Here is a 16,093-nt window from a genome sequence, read left to right as displayed (position 1 = left end):
GCTCAGCCCTCGGAGGCGTGCGGCAGGCGGACGGTGAACGCCGTCCGGCCGGGCTCGCTGGCCACCTCGACCGTGCCGCCGTGCGCGCTGACGACGGCGTGCACGATGGCCAGCCCGAGCCCGGTGCTGCCGGCCGTGCGCGAGCGGGAGGCGTCGCCCCGGGCGAAGCGCTCGAAGACGTGCGGGCGCAGCGCGGCCGGGATGCCCGGCCCGTCGTCGACCACCTGCAGCACCGCCCAGCCGCCCTCCGCGCGCAGCCGGGTGGTCGCCGTCGTTCCGTCGGGGGTGTGGCTGCGCACGTTGGCCAGCAGGTTGGCCAGCACCTGGTGCACCCGGGCCGGGTCGCCGGGCACCAGCACCGGGGCGTCGGGCAGGTCGACCTGCCAGCGGTGCGCCGGGCCGGCGGCGTGCGCGTCGCTGACGGCGTCGACGACGAGGGCGGTCAGGTCGACCTCCTCGGTGGTCAGCTCCCGGCCGGCGTCCAGCCGGGCGAGCAGCAGCAGCTCCTCCACCAGCTCCGACATCCGCAGCGCTTCGGACTCGACCCGGCGCATGGCGTGCCCGACGTCGCCGGGCACCTCGGCGCGCTGCCGGCGGACCAGCTCGGCGTAGCCGCGGATGGAGGCCAGCGGGGTGCGCAGCTCGTGGCTGGCGTCGGCGACGAACTGGCGGACCTGCGTCTCGGACTCCTGCCGGGCGGCCAGCGAGCCCTCGACGTGGTCCAGCATCCGGTTGAGCGCCGTACCGACCTGGCCGACCTCGGTCCGCGGGTCGGTGTCCTCCGGCGGCACCCGTTCGGCCAGCTGTACCTCGCCGGTGGCCAGCGGCAGCTCCGAGACCCGGGTCGCGGTGGCGGCCACCCGGTCCAGCGGGCGCAGGGTGCGGCGGATGACCAGCACGGCGGCGAGCGCGGCGGCGGCCAGGGCGATCAGCCCCACCACCAGCTCCACGGCGACCAGCCGGCGGACGGCGTCCGCGGTGCCGCCCAGCGGCAGGCCGTTGACCAGGACGTCGCCGTTCGGGGCGGTGCCGGCGACCAGCCGGTACTCGCCGAGGTCCCCGCCGAGGTCCGCGGTGACCGGCTCGCCGCCCACCGGCAGGTCGACCAGTGCCGCCTTCTGCGCGGTGGTCAGGGCGACCGTCTGGCCCTTGGCCCCGAGCACGCCGGAGCTGGTGCAGACCCCGTCGACCACCGTCGCGACCAGCGTCCCCTCGCCCTGGCCGCGGGCGCCCAGCCCGCCGGGCTCGCCCTCCTCATCACCGTCGTACGGCGGCTTGGGCGGCAGGGCGTCCCCCGGCTGCGCCGAGTAGTCGCGGGAGCGGTCGCTGACCGCGTCCAGCCGGGTGTCGACCTGGCTGAGCAGCTCGGACCGCAGCGCGGTGACCGACGCGATCCCGACGAGGCCGAGGACGACGACCAGCGGGACGACGAAGGCCACCAGCAGCCGGGTGCGCAGCGACCGGCGCGAGCGGGGAAGTCGAGCGGTGGGCGGGCCGCTCACCGGGAGGGCGAGGAGGTCATGCGGCGGGCTTGATCACGTACCCGGCGCCCCGCAGCGTGTGGATCATCGGGGTGCGCCCGGCGTCGATCTTGCGGCGCAGGTAGGAGATGTACAGCTCGACGATGTTGCCCTGGCCGCCGAAGTCGTACTGCCACACCCGGTCGAGGATCTGCGCCTTGGACAGCACCCGCTTGGGGTTGCGCATCAGGTAGCGGAGCAGCTCGAACTCGGTGGCGGTGAGCCGGATGTCCTGGCCGCCGCGGGTCACCTCGTGGCTCTCCTCATCCAGCGTCAGGTCGCCGACGACCAGCAGGCCGTCGTCGGCCACGACGCGGCTCGTGCGGCGCAGCAGGCCGCGCAGCCGGGCCGCGACCTCCTCGAGGCTGAACGGCTTGGTGACGTAGTCGTCGCCGCCGGCGGTGAGCCCGGCGATGCGGTCCTCCAGGGCGTCCTTGGCCGTGAGGAACACGACCGGCACGAGCGGGGAGTCCGCGCGCAGCCGGCGGAGCACCTCGAGGCCGTCCATGTCCGGCAGCATGACGTCCAGGACGACGGCGTCGGGGCGGAACTCGCGGGCGGCGCGCACGGCGTCGGTGCCGTCGTGGGCGGTGCGGACGTCCCAGCCCTCGTAGCGCAGGGCCATGGACAGCAGCTCGCAGATCGAGGGCTCGTCGTCGACCACCAGCACCCGCAGGGCGCTGCCGTCGGGGCGGGTCAGCTGGGCCCGAGAGCTGGTGAGGGGAGTGGTCGTCGTCATGAGTCGACTGTGCGACCCGATCCTGCGAGTTCCCTGTGCCCCGGTGAGGAAGTGTCTGGACATCTGCCCTGCGACCGGGCGGGGAGGGAGTGGGGGTGGCCAGGGGCGGGGTCGAACCGCCGACCTCTCGCTTTTCAGGCGAGCGCTCGTACCGACTGAGCTACCTGGCCCCAGCGCCGGTACCAGTCGTGCTGGTGCCGGGTGGCGACCCTGACGGGACTCGAACCCGCGACCTCCGCCGTGACAGGGCGGCGCGCTAACCAACTGCGCTACAGGGCCTTGCTGGTGGTGCTGGTCGTGCTGTCGTGCGTGCCCCCAACGGGGTTCGAACCCGTGCTACCGCCTTGAAAGGGCGGCGTCCTGGACCGCTAGACGATGGGGGCTCGTGGTCGCTGGAGGCAGGGAGAACCATACATGGCCCCGGGAGGCCCCCCGCACCGGGGGCCGGACGCCGCGTGGCGAGCCGGGTGCGGGACGCCCCGCGTGCCAGCATCGGCTGTGCTCACACGACGTCCCTCCCGGGTGGCCGGGTTCGCCCTCCTGGCCGTGGCCGTGCTCTCCACCGGGTGCGCCGCGCAGACCGACCCCGACGACGCGGCCTCGACCGGCAGCGCGCCCGCCTCCGCCTCGACCACCGCCTCAGCCCCCGCCGGGAGCAGCGACCCCGCCGGGTCCAGCTCGTCGGCGGCGACGGCGACCGAGGAGGCGGAGGGCACCCCGTTCCCCGGCGACACCCAGGCCGACGTGGCTGACGCGGTCGACCCCGACGGGCTCACCGTCACCGCCGTGCGGGCGGCCAGCCACGACGGGTTCGACCGGGTGGTCTTCGAGCTGTCCGGCAGCGGGACGCCGGGCTGGCGGGTGGAGTACGTCGACGCGCCGACGGCGCAGGGCAGCGGTGCCGCCATCGACGTCCCCGGTGCGGCGTACCTGGCGGTGTCGCTGCAGGGCACCAGCTACCCCTACGACTCCGGCGCCGAGGAGGTGGCCCGCGGCGCGGTGCCGGTCTCGGGCACCGACGTCGTCCAGGGCGTCTTCTACGACGCCACCTTCGAGGGGGTGTCGGCGGCCGTCATCGGGACCGCCGACCAGGCGCCCTTCCGGGTCTACTCCCTCACCGGCCCCTCGCGCGTGGTGGTGGAGGTGGCCACCGCCGGCTGACCGGTGGCGGTCAGCCGGCCTTGGCGGTCAGCTCGAGAGAGGTCTCGGTGATCGACGTGCAGGTGATCGACAGCGGTCCCGCGGTGACGCTCTCGCCCTCGCTGCAGGACACGCTGGCGTCGCCGACCGAGACGGTCGCCTCGCCGTTCTCGGTGCCGACGAACGCCAGCTCGTTGCCGAGGATGCTCGCCTTCGCGCCGTCCCCCTCGAGCGTCACGGTGCAGGTGGTGCCGGAGCAGTCGACGTTGTCGGAGCTGCACGCCGCGAGCGGCAGCAGCAGCAGGACCCCGGCGGCGGCGCCCACGACCCCGCGGGCAGCTCGGTGCAGTCGATCGGCCATGCAGGCAGGGTAGGGCCGACGGCGCCCCTGCGCGGCCCGGACGCGGCGGGAGGTCAGTCCCGGTGCGGGGCGGTGGTGAAGACCCAGCTGCGCAGGGCGACGAACCGGATCGCGCCGATCGCACCGGTGACCGCGGCGATCAGGCAGAGCTGCGCGACGGTGCCCACGTCGCCGACCAGGTCGTGCACCCCGGCCAGCGCGAGCGAGGTGGCCACCAGGCCGATGACGGCCAGCCCGCCGCCCTCCCACTGCGCGGCGAACCAGGAGACCCGGGCCCCGGCGTGGAAGGTCAGCCGGCGGTGCATCTCGTTGGCCAGCAGGGTCGAGGCGACCGCGCCGACCACGTTGGCCACCTGGTCGCCCAGGCCACCGAGGACGATGAACAGGACGGCGTAGAGAGTGCTGGAGACCACGCCGACGACGACGTAGCGGGCGAACTGGGCGCGGCCGTCGTCCTGGTGGAGGCGGGCGCGCAGCGGGCCGAGGAGCTCGGGCACCCGCTGGAGCTCGGTGGTGACCAGGGAGCCCGCCTCGTGCGCGCCACCCAGGGTGGTGCGGCGCAGCAGGGACGGGCAGGTCACGTGTACTCCTTCGCAGGCCAGTGGCTCAACGGTTGCATGCTCCAGTGACAAGTCTGTGGTGATCAACTGGATTCCCCGCGCGGCGCGCTGACACTCCGTGAGGTCGATCACGGAGAGTGGTCACGATCAGGTCACAGGCGACGGTCAGCGGCCTCCCAGGGTCGCTCGGCACGGTGGGGCCATGCGCGGAACCGGCCCTCGGCGTCCCTGGCTCTACGACCCCTCGCTCGGCGGGGTGCTGGTGCGGGCGCACCGGTCGCCCGCGGCCGGCGCGGCCAGCAGCGTGGTGTCCGACGTGGTGTGGGGCGAGGTCCTGGGCGTGCTCCGCTGGGCGGAGGCGACGCTGACCTGCCCGCCGGAGCTGGCCGGTGGCACCGCCTGGCGGACGGCCGCGGCCGCCGCGGGCCTGCTGCGCCGGCTGCCCGGGTTGTGCGCGGAGGCCGGGGTCGCCTGGCCCGGGCCGGCACCGGCGTCCCCAGCCGGGGAGCCGTCGGCCGCACAGCGGCTGCGGAGGGCGGCCGACCGGCTGGCGATGCGGCTGTGCTCCCCGGAGGAGGGCGGGGCCGGGCCGCTGCGCGACGCCGTGGCCGACCTCGCGGGCGACGTCGACGCGGTGGGCGCCGCGGCGATCGCGCTGCTGGCCGAGGGGACCGACTGGACGGCGGCCGGATGAGCCCGGCGTCGGCCCACCGGGCACTGGAGGCGGCGCTGGTCGCCGCCCTCGTGCTGGTCGCGCTGCTGACCCTGAGCCCGACCGGTGCCGGCGGCTGGGCGTGGGGGGATCCGGCGACGGAGCTGCGCTGGTACGCCGGCGCGCTGCACTCGACCGCCACGGCCACCCAGCTGGCCGGCAACCTGGTGCTGCTCACGCCCGCCGCCGCGCTCGCCGTGCTGCGCTGGCCGGCGCTCGGGCGCCCGGCGTGGCTGCTGCCCGCCGCGGTGGCCACCGGGGCGGCGGTCGAGCTGCTGCAGTGGTCGCTGCCGCTCGGCCGGGTCGTCTCGCCGGTCGACGTCGTCCTCAACGCCGGCGGCGCGGTCGCGGTGGGGGCGGTCGTCGCGGTCGTCCACCGGGCGGGTTCCGGTCGCCCACAACGGGTATGGGCGGGCGCATGAGCCTGCTCGCCGTGCTGGACCGGCTGTCCGAGGTGTCGTCGTTCGACAAGTCGCTGGAGAGCGCCCGGGCGGCGGTGAACAAGGTGCTCCGGCCGCAGGCGTTCAAGGACCTGCTGCACGGCACCTGGCTCGGCCACCCGCTGCACCCGGTCCTGGCGATGGTCCCGGTCGGCACCTGGCTGTCCGCGGGCATCCTCGACGCGGTGCCGCCGGCCCGCCCGGCCGCCACCGCGCTGATCGGCACGGGCGTGGCAGCCAGCCTGCCCGCCGCGCTCGCCGGCGCGGCCGACTGGTCGGAGCAGGACGACGCCGTGCGCCGGCTCGGCGCCGTGCACGCGGTCGCCAACAGCGCCGCGCTCGGCCTGTACGTCGGCTCGCTGGTGGCCCGGCGGAAGGGCAACGGCACGCTCGGCCGGGTGCTGGCCTACAGCGGGCTCGGGCTGGCCAGCGCGTCGGCCTCCATCGGCGGGCACATGTCCTACGCGCAGTCCTCCGGCGCCAACCACGCCGTTCCCGAGGCCCGCCAGCTCACCACGGACTGGATCGACCTCGGCCCGCTCGACGACCTGCCCGAGGGGCGCCCGGCGCTGCGCACCGGCGAGGGCCAGGGGACGCCGATCGGGCTCGCCGTCGTCCGCCGCGGTGCCCGGGTCGACGCCTTCATCAACGCCTGCGCGCACGTGGGCGGACCGCTGGCCGAGGGCACGGTCGAGGAGGTCCGCGGCGCGGACTGCATCGTCTGCCCGTGGCACGGCTCGGCCTTCGACCTGGAGAGCGGCGAGCCGCGGCGCGGGCCGACGGCGAGCGCCCAGGAGCGGCTCGAGGTGAAGTACGAGGCGGGCCGGGTGTTCGGCAAGCTGCCCAACCGGCACGCCTCGAAGTGACCGCCGGGCGCTGACCCGGACCTAGGCTGCGGCCGTGCGGGGAGCGGCCGTCTGTCTGGTGCTGGTCGCCGTGCTCGCCGGCTGCAGCGGCGCGGACGAGCCGCCGTCGGCCCCGCCGTCCCCCACGGTGGAGCGGCTCCCCGAGGTGCCCGGGATCTCGGGGGAGGCGGTGCAGCTGCGCACCGACGCCGCGATCGGCGGGCAGGTGCAGGTGCGGCTCACCGACACCGGCCCGGCGCCGTTCACCGTCACCTCCGTGCAGCTGGACTCCCCGGGGTTCGCCCCGGTGCCGGCCCGGACGGTGGCGGCGGCGTACGCGCCCGGGCAGACGATCGACCTGCCGACGCCGTTCGGCACGGTGGACTGCGCGGCCGGGGTCGACCCGGTGGCGGCGCGGATCACCGTGCAGCGGCCGGAGGGTGCCGTCGAGGAGCTGCGGGTGCCGCTGTCCGGGGACACGATGGCGCAGGTGCACGACGCCGCGTGCGCGGTCGAGCGGGTGCTGGCGGTCGTCGACATCGCGGTGGAGGACCTCACCGAGGCGGGCACGACGGCGACCGGGGTCGTCGTGCTGACCCGGCGCTCCGGGGACGAGCCGGTGGAGGTCACCCGGCTCGGCGGGAGCGTCGTGCTGCAGCCGGTCCTGGACGACGAGCTGCCGGTGACGCTGGCGGCGGAGCAGGACGAGCTGCGGCTGCCGGTGACCTTTGACGCGGCCCGCTGCGACCCGCACGCGCTGGCCGAGACGAAGAAGCCGTTCGTGTTCCCGCTGGCGGTGACGGTCGGCGACGGGGAGAGCGTGCCGGTGGACCTGCCGATCGAGGACGCGCAGAAGGTACAGCTGGAGGAGTTCCTCGGCCGGGTGTGCACTGGCTGAGCGGTTCGCGGGCCTCCTGCCTGGGCACCGTCCGGTCGTGTTCCTCCTCTCCAGCCGGTTGGGCTGCCTCGGCTCGCTGCTGGTCTCCCTCGTGCTGACCGCGCTGCTGTTCGTCCTGTTCACCGTGCTCTGACCCGCCGGGACGCTCCCGGCGTCCGCCCGGCCGGCGGTGGCACGATGGGCGCGCCGGGCCTCTAGCTCAACTGGCAGAGCAGCGGACTTTTAATCCGCGGGTTGTGGGTTCGATCCCCACGGGGCCCACCCTGATCGACCCGGCGAGCGCGGTCACCGGGCGTGTTAATTTCCGCGCCATGGAGTTCCGCACCGCCGACCTCTCCAGTCGCGAGGCCGCCGTCCTCGACGCCGTCGACGCGCAGTGGACCGTCGACCGGGTGGTCGAGCTGGTCGCGGTCCCGTCGCTCGGCGGTACGGCCGCCGAGTCCGAGGCGCAGCACCTGGTGGCCGGCTGGCTGGACGAGCTCGGCACCGACGTCGACCGCTGGGAGATCGACCTCGCCGAGGCCGCGACCGCCCCGGACGCGCCCGGCCAGGAGGTCGACCGCAGCGAGGCGTGGGGCGCCGTGGGCACGCTGCCCGGCGTAGACGGCGGACAGCCGGCGCTGGTGCTCTGCGGGCACAGCGACGTCGTCCCGGCCGGTGACCGGGCCCTGTGGCCCGGGGACCCCTTCACCCCCCGGGTCGACGGCGGCGCCGTGCACGGCCGCGGCACCTGCGACATGAAGGGCGGCCTGGTCGCCGCGCTGGCCGCCGTGCAGGCCATCCGGACGGCGGGCGTGCGGCTGGCCCGGCCGCTGGCGGTGCACAGCGTGCTGGGGGAGGAGGACGGCGGGCTCGGTGCGTGGGCCACGCTGCGGCGGGGGCACCGCGGCGACGTCTGCGTCATCCCCGAGCCGACCGCGGGTGCGGTGATGACCGCGCACGCCGGCGCGCTGACCTTCCGGCTCACTCTCACCGGGCTCGCCGCGCACGCCGCCAACCGGCACCTCGGGGTCAGCGCCATCGAACTGTTCGAGCACGTGCACGCAGCGCTCCGGGCGCTGGAGGCCGACCGCCAGCCCGCCGACCGGTCCCGGTTCGGGGACCACCCGTACCCCTACGGCATCTCCATCGGCCGGCTCCGGGCCGGCGACTGGGGGAGCACGGTGCCCGACCGGCTGGTCGCCGACGGGCGGTTCGGCGTGCGGCTGGGTGAGCCGGTGGAGACGGCCCGGGCGGCGTTCGAGGGCTGCGTGGCCGCGGCGTGCGCGGCCCATCCCTGGCTGGCCGACCACCCGGCGCAGGTCGAGTGGGTCGGCGGCGTCTACGCCAGCAGCCAGATGCCGGCCGGCTCGTCGCTGCTCCCGGCCGTCCAGCAGGCGGTCATCGACGCCGGCGGCGCCCTGCCGCCGGAGCGGGCGCTCACCGCCGGCACCGACCTGCGGTTCTACACGGCTGCGGGCATCCCGGCGCTGCACCACGGCCCGGGTGACCTGCGCCTGGCGCACGGCGTGGGCGAGAAGGTGCCGGTCGAGGACCTGCTGCTGTCGGCCCGCAGCCTCGCGCTGCTCGCGCTCCGCACCTGCGGCGTGGCCTGAGCACGTCGGCGTCCCGGGGTGGGGCCGTCCACGACCTCACCGGAGCGTCAGGCGGGCACGGTGCTGGCCCCCAGCCGCATGCGCGCGCCGCCGTGGCCCTCGTCGTCCAGCCGGTGACACGGTCGGGATCGGCCGGCCACCGCTGGACTCGGAGGTCGCCCGTCGATGCCCTCCCGGTGGGGTCGGCCGCCGGGCCATCTCGATGGTCCGCCGACACTCCGGGCCGAGACCGTCCGCCCAGGGTCATCGACCGCCGATCCCCGGAAAACCGGGCTCTGAGCTGCGATCATGTCGACAAGGATGCAGCCAGGAGGTGGGTCGTCGACCGGTGGCGGGGCCGGCGCAACGATTCGGTGACGGGGGCTCGGACGACGTGTCCGGAAGGCGTGTCCGGGTGCGGCGGAGACCTACGTTTCCGACACGTCCGCGGCACTTCCCCAGCCGCGACGGACCGTCCGAGGAGTCCCGCCGTGAACACGTCCACAGCCCTGCCACCCCGCCCGTCGCCGCAGCTGCCCGAGGCCGAGCTGAGCCTCGCGGCGCTGCTCGAGCTGTTCGGCACCGAGGAGCCCGCAGCCTCTCCGGCGCGGACCTCGGTCCGGTCCTCCGGCGCCCGGCTGCTCGCGTGGTGGCGGGGCTCGGCGCGGCGGGCGGCCCGGTGGGGCGCCGTCGCGGGCCCGTCCGTCGCCTCCGCCGACCGTCCCGTCCGCAACGCCGTGCCGGCGGTGCGGTGATGATCCTCTGGCCCGTGGTCGCGGTGGTGGGCTTCGTCGTCCTGGCCGCGCTCGTCATCGCGCTCGCCACGAGCTCCACCGCCCAGTACGAGTTCGAGCGCAACCAGGTGCAGGCGCAGCGGCAGCGGGCCGCCGTCCCGGCCGGGGTCGCCGCCGCGGCAGGCGGCACGGCGGTGCCGGTCGAGGCCGAGCAGCCGGGATCGGCGACCGCGGAGGCGCAGGCGGTGGCGGTCAGCGTGGCCGCCCACCCGGCCGGCAAGCGGGTGGCCGGGCAGGGCACCCCGCCGGCCTGGTGGCTGGTCGACGACCCGGACGACGGGTCGGGTGAGCGGGTGGTCGCCGGCCCGTTCCGCGACCGGATCGAGGCCGACTGGGCAGCGCTCTCCGGTGGCCTGGCGGAGTCCGGGCGGGCCGTGCACGGCGTGCTGCACGCCGACGGCCGGGTGGTGCGCCGGCAGTCGGAGGAGGAGCGGGTCTGGCTCAGCGACCTCGGTGACCAGCTGGACCGGCTGCCCCCCGAGTGGGACGGGCCGCTGGCCGACGAGGACGAGCTCGTGACGCTGGTCGTCGAGGTGGCCGGGGGGCTGGTCGAGGCCGGCCTGGCGCTCCACGACTGCGCGGGCGAGGAGCCGGCCGGCGGGGTGTGCCTGACCCCCGAGCCCGGTCGCCCCGGTGTCCTGGTCAGCTGGCACCAGCACGCCCGGATGGCCAACGACCAGGTGCACGGCGCCTCGGTGCACGCCGCCCTGCAGCGCACGATGAACGCCGCGATCGGCGGGTGCCTGAGCCAGCTGGGCTTCGAGGTCGAGCCCTACGGCGAGTCCGGCTGCTGGCTGGTCACCCTCGACTGAGGTCCGGTCGGGCCCCCGCGGGGAGCGGGGGCCCGACCGGTCAGCGGGTGCGGCCGCCCACCCGCTGGGTGATCTCCTCCAGCTGGTGCTTGAGCGCGGTGAACTCCGCGACGTCGAGGTCCAGGGCGTTGATCATCATCGCCGACACGTCGCACGCGGGCTGCTCCAGCGCCCGGCCGGCGTCGGTGAGCCGGACCCGCACCCGGCGCTCGTCCGCCGCGCTCCGCTCACGGGTGACCAGGCCGGCCGCGTCGAGCCGCTTGAGCAGCGGCGACATGGTGCCGGAGTCCAGCTCGAGGCGGTCGCTGATCTCGCGGACGCTCTGGTCGTCGTGCTCCCACAGCGACATCAGCACCAGGAACTGCGGGTAGGTCAGACCCAGCCGCTCCAGCATCGGCCGGTAGCGCGCCGTGACCGCCCGCGACGCGGCGTAGAGGGCGAAGCAGAGCTGGTCGTCGAGCGCGACGCTGGGTGATGAGGTGCTCACGCCAGAAGGGTAGTGCCCAATTTGCTGCGCCGGTTCTGCTGGAGCGGACGGGTCTGCTCAGCCGGCGTCGGCCCAGGACCGCACGACCGAGACGTCGAGCGGGAAGTCGACGGGGAAGCCGCCGAACAGCAGCCGGCCGGCCTCGGCCGCCGCGAGCCGGACCTCCGCGGAGACGGCGTCGGCCAGCTCGGCGGGGGTGTGCACCAGCACCTCGTCGTGCAGGAAGAAGACCAGGTGCGGCCGGTCGCGGACGGTGCCGCCGTCGCCCAGGCGCCAGAGCCGGTTGCGCAGGTCGGCCAGCCAGCACAGCGCCCACTCCGCCCCGGTGCCCTGGACGACGAAGTTGCGGGTGAAGCGGCCCCACGCCCGGCGGTGCCGGTCCCGGTCCTCCCGCGAGCCGCCCTCCTCGGCCGGCTCGCCGAGCTCCACCGCCTGCTCGGCCCACTCCCCGGTCGGCACGGGGGAGCCGCGGCCCAGCAGGGTGTGCACGACCTCGCCGCGCTCGCCCGCGCGGGCGGCCTCCTCGACCAGGCCGATCGCCCGCGGGTACCGGCGGGTCAGCCGGGGCATCATCCGCCCGCTCTCCCCGCGGGTGCCGCCGTACATGGCGCCGAGCATCCCGACCTTCGCCTCGGCCCGGGTCGCCACCGCACCGCTGGCCACCATGCCCGCGTAGAGGTCCTGCGCCCGCGCGGCCTCGGCCATGGCGGTGTCCGCGCTCATCCCGGCGAGCACCCGCGGCTCGAGCTGCGCGACGTCGGCGACGACGAACCGCCAGCCCTCGTCGGCGACCGCCGCGGGGCGGACCTGCAGCGGCACCGACAGCGCGCCGCCGCCGTTGGACGCCCAGCGGCCGGTGACCACCCCGCCGGGCAGGAAGTACGACCGGAACCGGCCGTCGCGCACCCAGGTGTCCAGCCAGTTCCAGCCGTTGGCGGCGAGCAGCCGGCCGAGCTTCTTGTACTCCAGCAGCGGCGGGATGCCGGGGTGCTCCAGCTGCTCGAGCGTCCAGGACCGGGTGTCGGACACCGGCAGGCCGGCGTCCTGCAGCGCGCGGAGCAGTCCGGGCGGGGAGTCCGGGTTCAGCTCGGGTGACCGGAAGGCGGCGCGGATCTCCGGCAGCAGCCGCTCGAGCGCCGCCGGTCGGTGCCCGGCGACCGGCCGCGGCCCCAGCAGCTCGGCCAGCAGCCGGTCGTGGACGTCGGCGCGCCACGGCAGCCCGGCGTGCGTCATCTCCGCGGCGACCAGCGCGCCGGAGGACTCGGCGGCCAGCAGCAGGCCCAGCCGCCCGCGGTGCGGGGACGCCGCCACCGCCGCCAGCTGCCGCGCGTGCTCGGCGAGGGGGTCCAGCCGGTCCGCGGGGTCCGCCAGCGCGAAGAGCGCCGGGTCGGTCGGCACCACCGGCTCCAGCGCCGCCCACCCCGGTGCGTCGGCGCTCTGCACGAGCGACCGGTCGACGAAGGGGGACCGGCGCAGCACGGCGTGGCTGAGCCGCAGGTCCGTGCAGCGCTCCACCCGGACCCCGGCGTCCAGCAGCTCCGGGTACCACCGGGTGGTGTCGTCCCAGACCCAGCGCACCGGGGTGGCCTCCCGGGTGCGGACGAAGCCGGCCAGCTCGTCGCGCGGCAGCTCGGTGACCGCGACGGCGGCGCCGTCCTCGTCCTGCTCGTGCGCCCGCACCGTGCCCTCGCCGGAGCGCACCAGGACGACGCGGTTCACCCCGCCAGTGTCGCCGAGGGGTCCGACGGGGCGGTCAGCCGCCGAAGCGCTGCACGGTCGTGTAGTGCTGGGAGTGCGCGTCGAACCGGGTCAGCAGGGCCCGGGCCGCCGGCGGGACGACGGAGGCGCGGGGGTCGCCGCCCGTGAAGGCGGCCACCGCGTCCAGGTCGGCGAACGTCATCGCGGTGAGCACCTCCCCGCCCTCCGCCGGGTCGAGCTCCTGCGGGTGCCGGCGGAGCACGGTCAGGTCGTGCAGGCCGGGGATGCCGCGGGCCATGATCGCCGGGGCGATCCGGCCGGTCAGCAGCTCCTCGTAGGCGGCGGTGAGGTCGGGGTCGGTCCAGCCCCGCCACAGGCGCAGGATCATGGCTCCTCCAGGATCAGATGACAGCATCCTGCTGAGTCGACAGTATGCTGTCAACATGGTGTTCGAGGACCTCACCGCCTACCGCCTGCTGATCGCCGACGTCTACGAGCTCGCCGGTGCGTCCCGGCGCACCAGCGAGGGGCTCGCCCGCGAGGTGGGGCAGTCCGCCGCGCGGTGGCACGTCCTCAGCGTCGTGTCCGACGGGCCGCGCACGGTGGCCGGCGCGGCCCGTCGTCTCGGCCTGGCCCGGCAGAGCGTGCAGCGCGTCGTCGACGACCTGGTCGCCGGCGGGCAGGCGGAGCTGCAGCCCAACCCCGACCACGCCCGGGCCCCGCTCGTCGCCCTGACCGAGGCGGGCGTGCGCTCCCTGGCGGAGCTGGTGCGCCGCTCCGACGCCGACCGGGCCGCGCTGCTGGCCCGCGCGGGCGTCGACCGGGCCGACCTGGACCGGGCGCGTGAGGTGCTGCGCCGGGTGCTCGCGGCCGTGCAGGAGCCGCCGGTCGGCTGAGGCATGGGACAGGCCGCGGCGGGGAACGGGACCCGGACGTCGAGAACACGGCGCCGCACCAGCACCCAGGAGCGACGATGCCCCGCTCGATCGCCGACCAGACAGTCTCCGAGCTCGGCGGACCCGGCAGCGTGCTCGTCCGCCAGCGCAACGACCACGTGGAGCTCGACCGGCTGCTCCAGGAGCTCGACGGCACCACCGGCACCGCGCAGGAGCACGTGCTGCGCAGGATCGACCGGCTGGTCTTCAGCCACGCCTTCGCCGAGGAGACCGTGCTGTGGCCGGTCATCCGCCGCGTGCTGCCGGACGGCGACGCCCTCACGCTGCATGTGGAGGAGGAGCACCAGGAGGTCAACGAGCTCGTCGCCGAGCTGGAGACCCTGGGCCACGACGACCCCCGCCGTTCCGAGCGGCTGGCCCGCCTGGTCACCGTGCTGAAGGAGGACGTGCGGGACGAGGAGGACGTGCTGTTCCCGCGGCTGCAGGAGGCGCTGGACGCCAGGGCGCTGCGCCGGCTCGGCCTGCAGTGGGAGGTGGCCCGCCGCGTCTCGCCGACCCGGCCGCACCCGACCGTCTCCCGCCGTCCGCCGGGCAACGCCGTCTCCGGTCTGCCGCTGAGCCTGCTCGACCGCTCCCGCGACCTCGTCGACGCCGGGGTGCAGCACGCACCCGCGCCGCTGGCACCCGCCGGTCAGGCGGTCAGCCGCGGGCTGGCCGCTGTCGCCGGGTGGGTCGAGCGGGTCCCGCTGGCCCGTCGGGGTGACCAGCCGCCGACCAGTCGCTGACCCCGGGGGCCATCCGCCACCCCACCGCACCGGTGACGACGATCGCGACGGTGACCGCCAGGAACACCCAGGCCGGGGCGCCGTCCCAGTCGATCGTGTCCGGGTACCGGGCCACGGCGACCAGGGTGAGCACCCCGAAGACGGTGTAGGCGATCGCCGAGGTCCGCAGTCGGGCGAGGTCGCCGGCGAACGCGGCGAGCGCGGTGGCGACCCCGAAGGCGATCAGCCAGGCGGCCACCACCCGGGCGGTGAGGGGGGTCAGCGGCCAGGGCCACAGCGTCGGAGCAGAGGACGGCGCGGCCGCCAGCGCGATCCCGGTGACGAGCAGCGCCGCCGACTCGACGCCCAGCGCCGCCCGCAGCGCGATCGGCACCGGGTGCCCGGGGCGCGGGTCGCGGCCCGGCGCCCGTTCCTGCAGGACCACCGACACCAGCATGGCCACCGGGATCAGGACGTAGACGACGAGCCAGAACCAGGCGGCCGCCCGGGCGATGAACGGCAGCGAGGCGAACTCCGGCTGCAGGTGGAACCGGTCGAGGTGCACCAACGTCGCGATCAGCGTGATCACGGTGAACGCCAGGATGGTGAGCACCGGCAGCCGGCTGTGCGCCCACACCGGGTCGCGCAGCGAGAGGGCCACCAGCAGGAACCCCGCGGCGTAGCCGGCGCCCATCAGCGCGGCGGTCAGCGGTGGCGCGATGGTCCAGGCGAAGAACTCGTCGGTGGCCGACGACAGCACGAACAGGGCGAGCGTGGCCAGCGCGGTGAGCACGCAGAAGACGGCGAGGAGCGCCCGCATCTCCGGTCGCAGCGTGCGGACGTGGTCGTCCTGCTCGCGGGTGGTCGACGTGCGGGCGGACGCAGAGGTGCGGTCCACGCGGTCTCCCGTGCGGTCGTCCCCCGTGTCCGGTCTCGGACCCGTCTATGGAACCACCGGGGCCGCGCGGAGTCACCGCCTCCGCCCACGGCATCTCCGGGCGCCTCGTGGTCTGATCGCGGGGACACGGGCCGGCACCGTCGCCGGCTCCGACCACGAGGGAGTCGCATGTCCGGCAGCTCAGGTGAGGTCCTGCTCGAGGTGACCGGCGGCGTCGCCGTCGTCACCCTCAACGCACCGCAGCGGCGCAACGCGCTGACCCCGGCCATGGCCGGCGAGCTGATCGCCACCTTCGACGAGGTCGACGCCCGGGACGACGTCGGCGCCCTGGTGGTCCGCGCCGAGGGCAGGTCCTTCTGCGCCGGTGGTGACGTGCAGACCCTGACCGACGCCGGCCGGGACCCGGCCGCCCCGGACGCCTACGCCGGGATGGGCGCGATCTACGACTCGTTCTACCGGCTCGGGCAGGTGAAGGCGCCCACGATCGCCGCGGTGCGCGGTTCCGCCGTCGGCGCGGGGATGAACATGCTGCTCGCCGCCGACCTGCGGATCGTCGCCCGCGACGCCCGGCTGATCTGCGGCTTCCTCAAGCGCGGCATCCACCCCGGCGGCGGCCACTTCGTGCTGCTCTCGCGGCTGGTCGGCCGGGAGGCAGCCGCGGCGATGGCGCTGTTCGGCGAGGAGGTCGACGGCGAGACGGCGGTCCGGCTGGGCCTGGCCTGGGAGACCGTCGACGACGACGCCGTGGACGCCCGCGCCCTGGAGCTGGCCACCCGCGTGGCCAAGGACCCCGCGCTCGCCCGGACGGCGGTCGCCAACTTCCGCAAGGAGACCGGCCCGCCCGGGGTCAGCTGGGAGATCGCCACCCAGTTCGAGCGGCCCGCGCAGATGTGGTCCATGCGGCGGCCGACCCCCTGACGCACGACGGGCCCGGCTCCCGCAGGAGCCGGGCCCG

Annotated in this window: 19 protein-coding genes and 4 tRNA genes; 12 read left to right on the top strand and 11 right to left on the bottom strand. The window is 75.8% G+C overall.

The window, feature by feature from the left end:
• Window positions 1-2 precede the first annotated feature (2 nt).
• From MODMU_RS24205 to MODMU_RS24185, 5 genes are all read right to left on the bottom strand, one after another.
• Window positions 3-1,502 carry a sensor histidine kinase gene (locus MODMU_RS24205; RefSeq protein ID WP_014743036.1) on the bottom strand — a complete coding sequence of 500 codons (1,500 nt, stop codon included), beginning with the start codon at window positions 1,500-1,502 and terminating at the stop codon, window positions 3-5.
• A gap of 16 nt (window positions 1,503-1,518) precedes the next feature.
• Window positions 1,519-2,259, bottom strand: coding sequence for a response regulator transcription factor (locus tag MODMU_RS24200; protein ID WP_014743035.1), 741 nt, complete (start codon window positions 2,257-2,259; stop codon window positions 1,519-1,521).
• A 96-nt stretch (window positions 2,260-2,355) separates the two neighbouring features.
• A tRNA-Phe gene (locus tag MODMU_RS24195) sits at window positions 2,356-2,429 on the bottom strand.
• Window positions 2,430-2,461: 32 nt separating this feature from the next.
• Window positions 2,462-2,538: transfer RNA gene (locus MODMU_RS24190), tRNA-Asp, on the bottom strand.
• A gap of 31 nt (window positions 2,539-2,569) precedes the next feature.
• Window positions 2,570-2,642 (bottom strand) — tRNA-Glu (locus tag MODMU_RS24185).
• Between the two features lie 115 nt (window positions 2,643-2,757).
• Between MODMU_RS24185 and MODMU_RS24180 the strand changes: the two genes are divergently transcribed.
• A complete protein-coding gene (locus MODMU_RS24180) occupies window positions 2,758-3,420 on the top strand; it encodes an AMIN-like domain-containing (lipo)protein (protein WP_041795591.1) in 663 nt (220 codons plus the stop codon).
• Between the two features lie 10 nt (window positions 3,421-3,430).
• Here the strand turns inward: MODMU_RS24180 and MODMU_RS24175 are convergent, their stop codons facing one another.
• Both MODMU_RS24175 and MODMU_RS24170 read right to left on the bottom strand, forming a co-directional pair.
• Complete coding sequence (locus MODMU_RS24175) at window positions 3,431-3,760, bottom strand: hypothetical protein (RefSeq protein ID WP_014743033.1); 330 nt, start codon at window positions 3,758-3,760, stop codon at window positions 3,431-3,433.
• Between the two features lie 53 nt (window positions 3,761-3,813).
• Window positions 3,814-4,341 carry a GtrA family protein gene (locus tag MODMU_RS24170; RefSeq protein ID WP_014743032.1) on the bottom strand — a complete coding sequence of 176 codons (528 nt, stop codon included), beginning with the start codon at window positions 4,339-4,341 and terminating at the stop codon, window positions 3,814-3,816.
• A 181-nt stretch (window positions 4,342-4,522) separates the two neighbouring features.
• Between MODMU_RS24170 and MODMU_RS24165 the strand changes: the two genes are divergently transcribed.
• The 8 genes from MODMU_RS24165 to MODMU_RS24130 all read left to right on the top strand — a co-directional run bounded on the left by MODMU_RS24165 (window position 4,523) and on the right by MODMU_RS24130 (window position 10,395).
• Window positions 4,523-5,014, top strand: coding sequence for a hypothetical protein (locus MODMU_RS24165; protein WP_014743031.1), 492 nt, complete (start codon window positions 4,523-4,525; stop codon window positions 5,012-5,014).
• The gene (locus tag MODMU_RS24160) at window positions 5,011-5,454 is read left to right on the top strand and encodes a VanZ family protein (RefSeq protein WP_014743030.1); all 444 of its coding nucleotides are present in this window, start codon (window positions 5,011-5,013) and stop codon (window positions 5,452-5,454) included. The genes MODMU_RS24165 and MODMU_RS24160 overlap by 4 nt, the downstream gene beginning before the upstream one ends.
• Window positions 5,451-6,338 (top strand): Rieske (2Fe-2S) protein, encoded by an 888-nt coding sequence (locus tag MODMU_RS24155; RefSeq protein WP_014743029.1) that lies wholly within the window; start codon window positions 5,451-5,453, stop codon window positions 6,336-6,338. The genes MODMU_RS24160 and MODMU_RS24155 overlap by 4 nt, the downstream gene beginning before the upstream one ends.
• Window positions 6,339-6,372: 34 nt before the next feature.
• A complete protein-coding gene (locus MODMU_RS24150) occupies window positions 6,373-7,215 on the top strand; it encodes a hypothetical protein (protein WP_014743028.1) in 843 nt (280 codons plus the stop codon).
• A gap of 188 nt (window positions 7,216-7,403) precedes the next feature.
• Window positions 7,404-7,476: transfer RNA gene (locus tag MODMU_RS24145), tRNA-Lys, on the top strand.
• Window positions 7,452-8,810 (top strand): ArgE/DapE family deacylase, encoded by a 1,359-nt coding sequence (locus MODMU_RS24140; protein WP_166503597.1) that lies wholly within the window; start codon window positions 7,452-7,454, stop codon window positions 8,808-8,810. The genes MODMU_RS24145 and MODMU_RS24140 overlap by 25 nt, the downstream gene beginning before the upstream one ends.
• Before the next feature lie 470 nt (window positions 8,811-9,280).
• Window positions 9,281-9,544 (top strand): hypothetical protein, encoded by a 264-nt coding sequence (locus MODMU_RS24135; RefSeq protein ID WP_014743025.1) that lies wholly within the window; start codon window positions 9,281-9,283, stop codon window positions 9,542-9,544.
• A complete protein-coding gene (locus MODMU_RS24130; protein ID WP_014743024.1) occupies window positions 9,544-10,395 on the top strand; it encodes a hypothetical protein in 852 nt (283 codons plus the stop codon). The genes MODMU_RS24135 and MODMU_RS24130 overlap by 1 nt, the downstream gene beginning before the upstream one ends.
• A 40-nt stretch (window positions 10,396-10,435) precedes the next feature.
• On the opposite strand, the gene MODMU_RS24125 is transcribed toward MODMU_RS24130, so the two are convergent.
• From MODMU_RS24125 to MODMU_RS24115, 3 genes are read right to left on the bottom strand one after another with little or no spacing between them, the layout of a single operon-like run.
• Window positions 10,436-10,882, bottom strand: coding sequence for a MarR family winged helix-turn-helix transcriptional regulator (locus MODMU_RS24125; protein WP_014743023.1), 447 nt, complete (start codon window positions 10,880-10,882; stop codon window positions 10,436-10,438).
• A gap of 57 nt (window positions 10,883-10,939) precedes the next feature.
• Window positions 10,940-12,601 carry a bifunctional 3'-5' exonuclease/DNA polymerase gene (locus MODMU_RS24120; RefSeq protein ID WP_014743022.1) on the bottom strand — a complete coding sequence of 554 codons (1,662 nt, stop codon included), beginning with the start codon at window positions 12,599-12,601 and terminating at the stop codon, window positions 10,940-10,942.
• 34 nt (window positions 12,602-12,635) lie between these two features.
• A complete protein-coding gene (locus MODMU_RS24115; protein ID WP_014743021.1) occupies window positions 12,636-12,968 on the bottom strand; it encodes a hypothetical protein in 333 nt (110 codons plus the stop codon).
• A 55-nt stretch (window positions 12,969-13,023) separates the two neighbouring features.
• Here MODMU_RS24115 and MODMU_RS24110 point away from each other — a divergent pair, with 55 nt between their 5' ends.
• On the top strand, window positions 13,024-13,476 hold the full coding sequence (locus MODMU_RS24110) for a MarR family winged helix-turn-helix transcriptional regulator (RefSeq protein WP_014743020.1): 453 nt from the start codon (window positions 13,024-13,026) through the stop codon (window positions 13,474-13,476).
• Between the two features lie 77 nt (window positions 13,477-13,553).
• Window positions 13,554-14,261 (top strand): hemerythrin domain-containing protein, encoded by a 708-nt coding sequence (locus tag MODMU_RS24105; protein WP_014743019.1) that lies wholly within the window; start codon window positions 13,554-13,556, stop codon window positions 14,259-14,261.
• On the opposite strand, the gene MODMU_RS24100 is transcribed toward MODMU_RS24105, so the two are convergent.
• Window positions 14,176-15,138: a hypothetical protein gene (locus MODMU_RS24100; protein ID WP_014743018.1), complete on the bottom strand. Its 963-nt coding sequence runs from the start codon at window positions 15,136-15,138 to the stop codon at window positions 14,176-14,178. The genes MODMU_RS24105 and MODMU_RS24100 overlap by 86 nt on opposite strands.
• A 168-nt stretch (window positions 15,139-15,306) precedes the next feature.
• Here MODMU_RS24100 and MODMU_RS24095 point away from each other — a divergent pair, with 168 nt between their 5' ends.
• Window positions 15,307-16,056: an enoyl-CoA hydratase/isomerase family protein gene (locus MODMU_RS24095; protein WP_014743017.1), complete on the top strand. Its 750-nt coding sequence runs from the start codon at window positions 15,307-15,309 to the stop codon at window positions 16,054-16,056.
• The last annotated feature ends 37 nt before the right edge of the window (window positions 16,057-16,093 follow it).

Origin of the sequence: Modestobacter italicus, assembly GCF_000306785.1 — a bacterium.
Classification (GTDB): domain Bacteria; phylum Actinomycetota; class Actinomycetes; order Mycobacteriales; family Geodermatophilaceae; genus Modestobacter; species Modestobacter italicus.
Note: the sequence above shows the minus strand (reverse complement) of the source record. Positions and strands in the feature narration are given on the sequence as shown.